The following is an 11516-nucleotide window of genomic DNA, read 5'->3' as shown; positions in this document are numbered from 1 at the left end:
TTTTTACCCCATTGACACCATGCATAACTTGAACAAACGCACCCTGCTCAAAACCGCCGCGCTGTCGGCCATCGCACTGGCCGCACTCGCGGGTTGCGGCAAGAAGGAAGAGGCCGCGGCACCGGCCGCCGCACCTGCTGCTGCGGCACCGGCGGCCGACAAGCTCAAGATCGCCTTCATGTACGTGAGCCCCATCGGTGATGGTGGCTGGACCTTCCAGCATGACCTGGGGCGCAAGGCCATCCAGGAAAAGTTTGGCGACAAGGTCGAGACCTCGTTCGTGGAGAGCGTGCCCGAGAGTGCCGATGCCGAGCGTGTGCTGCGCGACATGGCGGCCCAGGGCAACAGGCTGATCTTTGCCACCAGCTTCGGCTACCAGGAGTTCGTGCAGAAGGCCGCCGCCGACCTGAAGGACGTGAAGTTCGAGCACGCCACCGGCTACAAGCTGGCCGACAACGTGGCCACCTATGACACCAAGACCTTCGAGGGCGCCTACCTCGCGGGCATCGTCGCCGGCGGCATGAGCAAGACCAAGACCGTGGGCGTGGTGGCCTCCGTGCCCATCCCCGAGGTGGTGCGCAACATCAACAGCTTCGTGCTGGGCGCGCAAAGCGTGGATCCGTCCATCAAGGCCAAGGTGGTGTGGGTCAACGAATGGTTCAGCCCGCCCAAGGAGGCCGAGGCCGCGACCTCGCTCATCAACGGCGGCGTGGACGTGATGTACCAGAACACCAATTCGCCTGCGGTGCTCAAGACCGCCGAGGAGCGCGGCGCGCGCGCCTTTGGCAAGGACGGCGACATGAGCGCCTTCGCGCCCAAGGCCCATCTGGGCTCGGCCGTCATCGACTGGGCGCCGTACTACACCAAGGTAGTCGGCGATACGCTGGCGGGCCAATGGCAAAGCGGCTCCTTCTGGTGGGGCGTGAAGGAAGGCGCGATCGACCTGCTGAAAATCGCCGACGATGTGCCCCAGGACATCAAGGATCGCGTCGCCAAGGCCCGCGCGGGCCTGAAGGACGGCAGCTTTGCCGTCTGGACCGGTCCCATCAAGGACAACGCCGGCAAGGAGCTGCTGGCAGCGGGCCAGGTGGCAGACCTGAAGTTCCTCGCCGGCATCAACTTCTACGTGGCCGGCGTGGAGGGCAAGGTGCCCGGTGCCGAGGGCAAGTGAGCAAGGTTTCCCGTCAAACCCCTGAAGGACTGGTTTTATGACTGATTTGCACAAGCGTTCCCTGTTCAAGCTCGCGGCCCTGTCCGCTGTTGCCGCCACGGCCCTGGTGGGCTGTGGCAAGAAGGAGGAAGCCGCACCCGCCGCGCCCGCGCCCGCGCCCGCCGCGGCGCCTGCCGCCAAGGCCGAGCCCCTGAAGATTGCCTTTGCCTATGTCGGCCCGGTGGGCGATGGGGGCTGGTCCTATGCGCATGACCAGGCGCGCAAGAAGCTGGAGGCCGAGTTTGGCGACAAGATCCAGACCTCCTACGTCGAAAGCGTGCCCGAAGGCCCCGATGCCGAGCGCGTGCTGCGCGACCTGGTCACGCAGGGCAACAAGCTCATCTTCGGCACCACCTTCGGCTACATGGACGTGATGCAGAAGCTGGGTGCCGAATTTCCGGACGTGAAGTTCGAACACGCCACCGGCTACAAGACCAGTGCCAATGTGCGCACCTATGACAGCCGAACCTACGAGGGCGCCTACCTCGCCGGCATCATCGCCGGTGCCATGACCAAGACCGGCACGCTGGGCGTGGTGGGCTCGGTGCCCATCCCCGAGGTGCTGCGCAACCTCAACAGCTTCACGCTGGGCGCGCAGAGCGTGAACCCCAAGATCAAGACCAAGGTGGTCTGGGTCAACGAGTGGTTCAGCCCCCCGAAGGAGACCGAGGCCGCCACCAGCCTGATCAACGGCGGCGCCGACGTGCTGTTCCAGAACACCGACTCGCCCGCCGTACTCAAGACCGCGCAGGAGAAGGGCAAGCGCGCTTTCGGCTGGGACTCTGACATGACCGCCTACGGTCCCAAGGCCCACCTGGGCTCGGCCGTCATCCACTGGGCTCCGTACTACATCAAGGCGACGCGCGACGTGCTGGACGGAACCTGGGCCGCGGGCCAGAGCTGGTGGGGCGTGAAGGAGGGCGCGATCGACCTGGTCTCCATCGCCGAGGACGTGCCCGCCGAGATCAAGGCCAAGGTCGATGAGGCCAAGGCCGGCCTGAAGAATGGCAGCTTCTCCATCTGGAAGGGCCCGATTGTGGACAACACCGGCCGGGTCGTGCTGGACAAGGACGCCGTGGCCGACGACAAGTTCCTCACCGGCATCAACTTCTACGTCAAGGGCGTGGAAGGGCAGGTGCCTGGGGGCGACAAGAAGTAAGCCACTGTCGTACGCAACCTGCCGCTTGGCCGGCGGCATCACCTTCGGAGTCCGCTGATGGTCAAGCTGCCACCCATTCCCCAAGAGCGCCTGCCGGCCCTGCTGGCGGCGCTGCCAAAGGCCGAGCTGCACATCCACATCGAGGGCTCGCTGGAGCCCGAGATGATCTTTGCGCTGGCCCGGCGCAACGGCGTGGCGCTGCCCTATGCCAGCGTGCAGGAACTGCACCGCGCCTACGCCTTCACCGACCTGCAGAGTTTTCTGGACATCTACTACGCGGGCGCCAGCGTGCTGCTGCATGAGCAGGATTTCTACGATATGACCCGCGCCTACCTTGCGCGGGCTGCTATGGATAACGTAGTGCACGCGGAGATCTTCTTCGACCCGCAGACGCATACCGCGCGCGGCGTGGCGCTGGAGACGGTGGTGGACGGCCTGCACCGCGCCTGCGCCGATGCGCGCGCCGAGCAGGGCATCTCGGCCTCGCTGATCCTGTGCTTTCTGCGCCACCTGAGCGAGGATGACGCCTTCGCCACGCTGGAGCAGGCCATGCCTTTTCTGGACCGCATCATCGGCGTGGGCCTGGACAGCAGCGAACTGGGCCACCCACCCGAGAAGTTCGCGCGCGTGTTCGCGCGCTGCCGGCAGCTGGGCCTGCATGTGGTGGCCCATGCGGGCGAGGAGGGGCCGCCGGCCTATATCTGGGGCGCGCTCGACGTGCTCAAGGCCGAGCGCATAGACCACGGCGTGCAGGCCGTGCGCGACCCGGCGCTGATGCGCCGCCTGGCCAATGAGCGCATACCGCTCACCGTGTGCCCGCTGTCCAACCAGAAGCTGTGTGTGTTCCCCGACCTGTCCCGGCACAGCCTCAAGCAGCTGCTGGATGCCGGCCTGGTGGCGACCGTGAACTCCGACGACCCGGCTTACTTTGGCGGCTACATCAATGACAACTTCAGCCAGACCTTCGCCGCGCTGCCCGCGCTCACGGCGCAGGACGCCTGGCAGCTGGCCAGCAACAGCTTCGAGGCCAGCTTTGCCGCCGAATCTGACAAGCGCGCCTGGCAGCAGCGGCTCGACGAATGCTTCGAAAGCCATGCAGAACGCGGCTGACCGCGTCTGGCAGCGCGGGGACACGCAAAAACCGCCCGGAGGCGGTTTTTGTGCTTGGCCAAGGGCGCTTATTGCGCCGTATGGCCGTGCATCCAGGCGCTGTAATCCTTGTCTGTCAACAGCACCCACAGGGCCAGGGCCAGCACGACGATGCCCGAGGCGACGGCCACGCGCATGATGCCCATCTGGCTGCTAAAGCCCAGCACCCAGGGCGAGACGACCATCCACAGGCCCAGTCCCGCCTGGCTCCATTCCTCCCAGGCGCGCGGCATGAATACGGCCCCCAATGATGCGGCGATCAGGGCGAGCCCGACGATCACGCTACTGGCCGTGGGCGCCATCTGCTCCTGAAACCCCATGACCCAGGGCGATAGAACCAGCCAGGCTCCGACCAGCGCATTGAGCGGATCCTGCCAATGTTTCACGTTCCTCATGGCTGTAACCTCCTGCCGCAATACCGACCGGACTGTGGCAATCCGTTAGAGAGCCCGATGGGTCCAGGGTTCCATGGCTAAGCCGGATACCGCCGATAATTTCGCACCGCGAGCGCCAGCATGCCGCTGCCCGGGCTGGGCCCAGGGACGGCGCAGCAAATGTAAAAAAGCCGCCCGGCTGGCCAGCGGGGCGGCTCTCTTTTTGATAGCTTACAGCGCTTGTTTATCAAGCGTTGGAAGCCAATTTGTTGCTTATTTCTTGGCGCTGCCGTCTTCCAGCTGCGCCAGCGCCGCATTGCCGCCCAGCGACAGCAGGCCCGCGCGCGCGTACACCCCCAGCTTGTCGCGCGTGTCGGAGATGTCGAGGTTGCGCATGGTCAGCTGGCCGATGCGGTCCAGCGGGCTGAACGGCGCGTCCTCCACCTTTTCCATGGACAGGCGCTCGGGCGCGTAGGTCAGGTTGGGGCTTTCGGTATTGAGCAGCGAATAGTCGTTGCCGCGGCGCAGTTCCAGCGTCACGGTGCCGGTGACGGCGCGGGCCACCCAGCGCTGGGCCGTCTCGCGCAGCATGATGGCCTGGGGGTCGAACCAGCGGCCCTGGTACAAGAGGCGGCCGAGCTTGAGGCCATTGAGGCGGTACTGCTCGATGGTGTCCTCGTTGTGGATGCCGGTCACCAGGCGCTCGTAGGCGATGTGCAGCAGCGCCATGCCGGGGGCCTCGTAGATGCCGCGGCTCTTGGCCTCGATGATGCGGTTCTCGATCTGGTCGCTCATGCCCAGGCCGTGGCGCCCGCCGATGCGGTTGGCCTCCAAAAACAGCTCCACCGGGTCGGCGATCTCCTTGCCGTTGATGGCCACGGGCTGGCCTTCCTCGAAGGTGACGGAGACCTCCTCGGCCGGCACCTCCACCTCGGGCTTCCAGAACGCCACGCCCATGATGGGGTTGACGATGCGGATGCCGCTGTTCAGGAACTCCAGGTCTTTCGCCTCGTGCGTGGCGCCCAGCATGTTGCTGTCGGTGCTGTAGGCCTTCTCGGCGCTCATCTTGTAGCCAAAGCCTTCGCGGGTCATGAAGGCCGACATCTCGGCGCGCCCGCCCAGCTCGTCGATGAAGGCCTGGTCCAGCCAGGGCTTGTAGATGCGCAGCGACGGGTTGGTGAGCAGGCCGTAGCGGTAGAAGCGCTCGATGTCGTTGCCCTTGAAGGTGGAGCCGTCGCCCCAGATGTGCACGTCGTCCTCCTTCATCGCGGCCACCAGCATGGTGCCGGTCACGGCGCGGCCCAGCGGCGTGGTGTTGAAGTAGGCGATGCCGCCGGTAGAGATGTGGAAGGCCCCGGCCTGGATGGCCGCAATGCCCTCGTGCGCCAGCTGGGTGCGGCAGTCCACCAGGCGCGCCTTCTCGGCGCCGTATTCCATGGCCTTGCGCGGGATGGCGTCGTAGTCCTCCTCGTCGGGCTGGCCCAGGTTGGCGGTGTAGGCGTAGGGCAGGGCGCCTTTGTTCTTCATCCAGCGCAGCGCGGCGCTGGTGTCCAGGCCGCCGGAGAAGGCGATGCCGACCTTCTGGCCGACGGGGAGGTTTTGCAGGATGGTTGCCATGGCGGTATCAATGAAAGAAGGAACGGATCAGCCGAAGTGGCAGATGTAGTGGTAGGCCTCGGCCACGCGGATGTCGAAGCTGGAGTTGGCCGGGATGCTGAATTTGTCGCCGGGGCCGGATTTGAGCCAGGCATCGCTGCCCGCCAGGCGGTATTCGCACGATCCTGCCACGCATTCCATGATCTCGGGCGCGCCGGTGTTGAAGGTGAGGGTGGCGGGCAGCACCACGCCGACCGACTTCTTCGTGCCGTCGGGGTAGGTGATGCCGTGGCTCACGCATTTGCCGTCAAAGTACACGTTGGCCTGGGTGGCGACGCTGACGCCGGCGATCTTCTCGGTGGTCATGGGAGGAGTGGGTAGGAGGGACAAACCGGCGATTTTAGGCACGCCGGCGACGGCGTGTGCCACGCCATGCAAAAAGGAGCCCCGGGGAGCTCCTTTGCGCGGCTGTTTCATTTGGCGTCAGTAGCGGTCGTAGTAGCGCTGTGGACGATAGGGGTGGCCGTAGGGGCCGCGGTACTCGATCACCGTGGGGGGCTGCTCCACTATGTAGGCGGGCGGGCCGGGCGGCGTGGAGAGCACCACGCCCGGCGGGGCATAGCCGCCGCCCTCGGGACCATAGCTGGAGGGGGTGTTGGACGAGTAGCCCGGCGGGTAGCTGGACATGCCTGGCACGGCCGGCTGCACCGTTACCGGGATCCATTGCCCCGGGTCGGTCTGCGTGCGCGTGGTGTAGCTGCGGCCCGCATATTCGTAGACCACGTCGTAGCCGATCACGCGATTTTCATAATAGGTCTCGGTGGTGCAGCGCTGCACGTTCTGGTAGCCGGGCCGGCCGCTTTCGATCTGGTTGCCCAGCAACGCGCCGCCGATCACGCCCAGGGCCGTGGCCGCCGCGCGGCCGCTGCCACCGCCTATGGCATTGCCCGCCGCGCCTCCGGCAATGGCGCCCAGCACGGCGCCGCCACCGGTCGTCGGGCGCGCGCCGCTGTAAATGGTTTCATTGCCGCAGACCTGCTGCGGAATCGCCACCTGCTGCGTGACTGGCGTGGACGACAGCACGCGGCCCAGCTCCTGCGCCTGGGTGGCGACTGCCGCCGCAGCCAGTGCAGCGAGGACGAAGATCTTGTGCATGGTGCAAAACTCCTTTGGGTCGGTCTACAACGCGGCAGGCGAGGATTTGGTTTCGCCGCCGGGTGTCAATTCAGCAGTGCCTGAGCGTAAAGCTGCGTAAAGCCGCCAACTGCCTACCGGTTGGAGTGTTCGCGCGCCAGCTCGTTCCACGCCTCTGGCTTGAAGCCCACCGTCACGCGGCCCGTGGGCGTGCCGCTCCACTCCACCACGGGGCGCTTGATGACCGAGGGGTGCTCCTGCATCAGCGCCGCGGCGCAGGCGGCATCGCTGACACGGGCCTGCACGGCGGGGTCCAGCCGGCGCCAGCTGGTGCCCTGGCGGTTGAGCAGCCTGTCCCAGCCCACGGCGGCCATCCAGGCCGATACGCGATCGGCGGGCACGCCCTGTTTCTTGAAGTCGTGAAACTGGTAGTCCAGGCCCTGCTCACCCAGCCAGGCGCGCGCCTTCTTGACCGTGTCGCAATTGGGAATGCCGTAGAGGATGATGGTGGTGGTGGGGGTACTCATGGGCGCGCATCATGGCCCATGTGCGGCTCGGCGACAATCCGAGGCTCTATGCAACATCTCCCCCAAACATTGGAAGGCTGGCTCGAGCACTGCGAGCGGCTGCACGCCAAGAACATCGACATGGGCCTGGCCCGCGTGGGCGAGGTGGCCCGCCGCCTGGCGCTGCGCTTTGACTGCCCGGTGATCACCGTTGCCGGCACCAACGGCAAGGGCTCGACCTGCGCCCTGCTGGAGGCCGTGGCCCAGCAGGCCGGCTACCGCACGGGGGTGTACAGCTCGCCGCACCTGGTGCGCTTCGAGGAGCGCTGCCGCATCCATGGCGAGATCGTCGATGCTGCATCCTTGATAGCGCACTTCGAAGCCGTGGAGCGCGCCAGAACCCAGGATGGCGCCGAGGTGTCGCTGACCTATTTTGAATTCACCACGCTGGCCATTCTGCGCCTCATGAGTGAGGCGCGCCTGGACGTGGCCATCCTGGAGGTGGGTCTGGGCGGGCGGCTGGACGCCACCAACATCATCGATGCCGACTGCGCCGTCATCACCAGCGTGGACATAGACCATGTGGAATTCCTCGGCCCGGACCGCGAAACGATTGGCCGCGAGAAGGCCGGCATCATGCGCACCGGCCGCCCCGTGGTGGTCAGCGACCCCGTGCCGCCGCAGAGCGTGATCGACCACGCGCGCGAGATCGGCGCCGACCTGTGGCGCTTCGGCCATGATTTCAACTATTCCGGCGACAAGCAGCAATGGGCCTGGGCCGGGCGCGGGCGCCGCTATGCCGGGCTGTCCTACCCGGCGCTGCGCGGGGCCAACCAGCTCCTGAATGCCTCGGGCGCGCTGGCGGCTCTGGAGGCGGTGCGCGAACGCCTGCCTGTCACCGCGCAGGCCGTGCGCACGGGGCTGGCGCTGGTGGATCTGCCCGGGCGCTTCCAGGTTGTGCCGGGTCAGCCGGCGCTGGTGCTGGACGTGGCGCACAACGCGCACTCGGTGGCGGCGCTCACGGCCAATCTGGATGCCATGGGCTACTTTCCAAGCACGCATGCCGTGTTTGGCGCCATGGCCGACAAGGACCTGGCCCCCATGCTGGCCAAGATTGCGCCCCTCATAGACCGCTGGTATTTCACCGACCTGCCCACGCCACGCGCCGAAACGGCCGCCGGCCTGCAGCAGAAATGGAATGCGCTGCAGATGGTCGCTGGCGGGCGTCGCCAGGCCGCCACCAGCCTGCACGCCAGCCCCGAGGAGGCGCTGCGCGCCGCCGTGGCGGCCGCCGACCCCGCTGATAGAATCGTCGTCTTTGGCTCGTTCTACACGGTGGGCGGCGTGCTCAAAGACGGAGTGCCCCGCTTGCAGGCCAAGCATCTGGACGCATAACAAGTCCACACCCATGGCATTTTTCAAGTTTCGTTGGCCCGGCAGCGCCGAGCCGCAGGGCGACAGCAGCAAGCCCGCCAGGCGCGCGCGCGGCAACGCCCAGGCCGAGAGCATCGAGGAGATGCGCCGGCGCGCGCGCCACCGCCTGATCGGTGCCGCCGTGCTGGTGCTGGCCGGGGTGGTGGGCTTTCCCTTGGTTTTTGACACCCAGCCGCGGCCGGTGGCCGTGAACGTGGCCATAGACATTCCCGATCGCAACAAGGTGGCGCCGCTGGTGCTGCCGCAGAAGGGCGCGGCCGAGCCCGCACCCAGGCAGGAATCGCCCACAGCCGGGCTGGATGAGGGGGAGGAGGTGTTGAGCACTCGTGCCGGCAGCGAGGCCACGCCGCCATCGCCGCCGCGCCTGCCCGCGGAGCCCCAGGTGCAGATCGACGCCAAGCCTGAGCCCAAGCCGGCGGCGAAACCGGAACCCAAACCCGAAGCCAAGCCGGAACACAAGCCCGAACCCAAGACCGAACCCAAGACCGAGGCCAAGCCTCTGCGCATGGAGGAAGCGGCGCGCGCGCGCGCCCTGCTCGAAGGCCGTGGCCCGCAGGCGCAGGCTGCAGGCCCTGCGGCGGCGGATCAGGGGCGCTTCATCGTGCAGGTGGGCGCCTTTGCCGACGCGGACAAGGTGCGCGAGGTGCGCCAGCGGCTGGAGCGCTCGGGCCTGAAGACCTATACCCAGCTGGTCGACACCAAGGACGGCAAGCGCACGCGCGTGCGTCTGGGCCCGTTCGACAGCCGTGCCGAGGCCGATAAGGCGGTGGGGCGTGTCAAGGGTGCGGGGCTGTCGGCGTCGGTGCTGGCGCTGTAGCCGGGGCGGAGGCAGCTGTTGCTCGACGGACTGCGCATGGCGGCGCTGGACTGGATTTTCCTGACGGTGCTGGCCGCGTCCCTGTCGATCGGGGCGTGGCGTGGCCTGATGTTCGAGTTGCTGTCCCTGGCGGGCTGGGTGGCGGCTTTTTTTGCCGCCCAGTGGTTTGCCGACGACGCGGGCGCCTGGCTGCCCATGGGGCCGGTGGATGCCGCCTGGCGCTACGTGGCCGGACTTGTGGTGGTGTTTGTGGCGACGGTGTTTGTCTGTGGCCTGCTGGCCTGGCTGCTCAAGAAGCTCGTGGCCGCCGTAGGCCTGCGGCCCGCCGACCGGGCGCTGGGTGCGCTGTTTGGCGTGCTGCGCGGCCTGGTGTTGCTGTTGGCAGCGGTGTTCGTGGCCGGCTGGATGCAGGTGCAGGAGGCGCCGTGGTGGCAGCAGTCGCAGATCGTGCCTTGGTTGCAGGCGGCGCTCAAGAGCCTGGGCGCCGTGTTGCCCGCGCAATGGGGGCAGTATCTGCCTTCGTGAGCTGGTCCGGGCCGCTGCGCGCAGTGGCCAATGAATGTTTTTCGGCGGGATGGGTCCCGCCTTCGTAAATGGAACGCGAACTATGTGTGGAATCGTCGGTGTGGTCAGCAAGACCCCTGTCAATCAGCTGATTTATGACGCCTTGCTGCTGTTGCAGCATCGGGGGCAGGACGCCGCGGGCATCGTCACCCAGGAAGGGCGCAAGTTCTTCATGCACAAGGCCAAGGGCATGGTGCGCGACGTGTTCCGCACGCGCAACATGCGTGCGCTGCCGGGCGCCATCGGCCTGGGCCAGGTGCGTTACCCCACGGCCGGCAATGCCTCCAGCGAGGAGGAGGCGCAGCCCTTCTACGTGAACGCGCCGTTCGGCATCGTCATGGTGCACAACGGTAACCTGACGAATGCCAAGCAGCTGCGCCGCGAGCTGGCCGACACCGACCACCGCCATACCAACACCGAGAGCGACTCCGAGGTCCTGCTCAACGTGCTGGCGCACGAAATCGGCCGCGCCAGCAGCGGCGCGCCGCTCACGGCCGAGGATGTGTTCGCCGCCGTGCGCGCCGTGCACCAGCGCATCAAGGGCTCCTACGCCGTCATTGCGCTGATTGCGGGCCATGGTCTGCTGGCTTTCCGCGACCCCTTCGGCATCCGCCCGCTGTGCATGGGCAGGGGGGCCGACGGCACGGTCATGCTGGCCAGCGAATCCGTGGCGCTGGAGGGCACGCTGCACCGGCTTGAGCGCGACATCGCACCGGGCGAGGCCGTGTTCGTGCAGCTCGATGGCAGCGTGCATACGCGGCAGTGCGCCGACAACCCGCGCCTGTACCCCTGCGTGTTCGAATATGTCTACCTGGCACGCCCCGATTCGGTGATGGATGGCATTTCGGTCTACCAGGCACGCCTGAACATGGGCGAGACCCTGGCCAAGCGCGTCATCTCCACCGTGCCGCCGAGCGAGATCGACGCCATCATCCCCATCCCCGAATCCAGCCGCCCCAGCGCCATGCAGCTGGCGCAGCTGCTGGGCCTGCCCTACCGCGAGGGCTTCGTGAAGAACCGCTACGTGGGCCGCACCTTCATCATGCCGGGCCAGTCCACGCGCAAGAAGTCGGTGCGCCAGAAGCTCAACGCGATTGCCAGCGAATTCAAGGGCCGGCGCGTGCTGCTGGTCGATGATTCCATCGTGCGCGGCACCACGTCCAAGGAGATCGTGCAGATGGCGCGCGACGCCGGCGCCACCAAGGTCTACCTGGCCTCGGCCGCGCCGCCGGTGCGCCATCCCAACGTCTACGGCATCGACATGCCCACGCGCTCCGAGTTGGTGGCGCACGACCGCACGGTGGAGGAGATCCGCCAGGTGATCGGCGCCGACGCGCTGATCTACCAGGACGTGGAGGCCATGAAGCAGGCCGTGGGCAAGGTCAACCCCAAGGTCGAGGGCTTTGAGGCCTCGTGCTTCGACGGCGTCTACATCACCGGCGACATCTCCGACGAGGAGGTGACGGCGCTCAACGAAGGGCGCGAGCGCGGCGGCGAGGAAGAGGGCGAGGACACCTCGCGCCTGTCCCTGCCGAACGCGCAGGAGCAGTGAGTGCGACCATGCGCATCGAAA

At 66.9% G+C, this 11516-nt stretch carries 12 protein-coding genes; 7 read left to right on the top strand and 5 right to left on the bottom strand.

Translation table 11 applies throughout. The annotated features are described in order from the left end of the window. Nucleotides 1–19 precede the first annotated feature (19 nt). Genes P7644_RS14710 through P7644_RS14700 form a run of 3 tightly spaced genes read left to right on the top strand, consistent with a single transcriptional unit; the run spans nt 20 to nt 3479 of the window. Nucleotides 20–1171 carry a BMP family ABC transporter substrate-binding protein gene (locus P7644_RS14710; RefSeq protein ID WP_404299990.1) on the top strand — a complete coding sequence of 384 codons (1152 nt, stop codon included), beginning with the start codon at nt 20–22 and terminating at the stop codon, nt 1169–1171. 37 nt (nt 1172–1208) lie between these two features. Next, a complete protein-coding gene (locus P7644_RS14705; RefSeq protein WP_404299989.1) occupies nt 1209–2369 on the top strand; it encodes a BMP family ABC transporter substrate-binding protein in 1161 nt (386 codons plus the stop codon). Between the two features lie 57 nt (nt 2370–2426). Next, entirely contained in the window at nt 2427–3479 is a 1053-nt protein-coding gene (locus P7644_RS14700) for an adenosine deaminase (RefSeq protein ID WP_404299988.1), read from the top strand. A 68-nt stretch (nt 3480–3547) separates the two neighbouring features. On the opposite strand, the gene P7644_RS14695 is transcribed toward P7644_RS14700, so the two are convergent. From P7644_RS14695 to P7644_RS14675, 5 genes are all read right to left on the bottom strand, one after another. Further along, nucleotides 3548–3913, bottom strand: a complete 366-nt coding sequence (locus P7644_RS14695) for an SPW repeat protein (RefSeq protein ID WP_404299987.1) — start codon at nt 3911–3913, stop codon at nt 3548–3550. Nucleotides 3914–4165: 252 nt separating this feature from the next. Next, nucleotides 4166–5509: an argininosuccinate synthase gene (argG, locus tag P7644_RS14690; protein WP_404299986.1), complete on the bottom strand. Its 1344-nt coding sequence runs from the start codon at nt 5507–5509 to the stop codon at nt 4166–4168. A 27-nt stretch (nt 5510–5536) separates the two neighbouring features. Further along, nucleotides 5537–5854, bottom strand: coding sequence for a pyrimidine/purine nucleoside phosphorylase (locus tag P7644_RS14685; protein ID WP_404299985.1), 318 nt, complete (start codon nt 5852–5854; stop codon nt 5537–5539). A gap of 117 nt (nt 5855–5971) precedes the next feature. Beyond that, a complete protein-coding gene (locus P7644_RS14680) occupies nt 5972–6643 on the bottom strand; it encodes a glycine zipper 2TM domain-containing protein (RefSeq protein ID WP_404299984.1) in 672 nt (223 codons plus the stop codon). Between the two features lie 113 nt (nt 6644–6756). Continuing rightward, complete coding sequence (locus tag P7644_RS14675; RefSeq protein ID WP_404299983.1) at nt 6757–7149, bottom strand: ArsC family reductase; 393 nt, start codon at nt 7147–7149, stop codon at nt 6757–6759. A 48-nt stretch (nt 7150–7197) separates the two neighbouring features. Here P7644_RS14675 and folC point away from each other — a divergent pair, with 48 nt between their 5' ends. From folC to purF, 4 genes are all read left to right on the top strand, one after another. After that, complete coding sequence (gene folC / locus P7644_RS14670) at nt 7198–8523, top strand: bifunctional tetrahydrofolate synthase/dihydrofolate synthase (RefSeq protein ID WP_404299982.1); 1326 nt, start codon at nt 7198–7200, stop codon at nt 8521–8523. A 13-nt stretch (nt 8524–8536) separates the two neighbouring features. Further along, a complete protein-coding gene (locus tag P7644_RS14665; protein ID WP_404299981.1) occupies nt 8537–9379 on the top strand; it encodes an SPOR domain-containing protein in 843 nt (280 codons plus the stop codon). 36 nt (nt 9380–9415) lie between these two features. Continuing rightward, the gene (locus tag P7644_RS14660; protein ID WP_404303220.1) at nt 9416–9904 is read left to right on the top strand and encodes a CvpA family protein; all 489 of its coding nucleotides are present in this window, start codon (nt 9416–9418) and stop codon (nt 9902–9904) included. An 82-nt stretch (nt 9905–9986) separates the two neighbouring features. Further along, nucleotides 9987–11495 (top strand): amidophosphoribosyltransferase, encoded by a 1509-nt coding sequence (gene purF / locus P7644_RS14655; protein WP_404299979.1) that lies wholly within the window; start codon nt 9987–9989, stop codon nt 11493–11495. Nucleotides 11496–11516: the final 21 nt, after the last annotated feature.

Origin of the sequence: Alicycliphilus denitrificans (assembly GCF_044792555.1) — a bacterium.
Classification (GTDB): Bacteria; Pseudomonadota; Gammaproteobacteria; order Burkholderiales; family Burkholderiaceae_C; genus Alicycliphilus; species Alicycliphilus denitrificans_A.
This window is presented reverse-complemented; position numbering and strand designations above follow the sequence as displayed.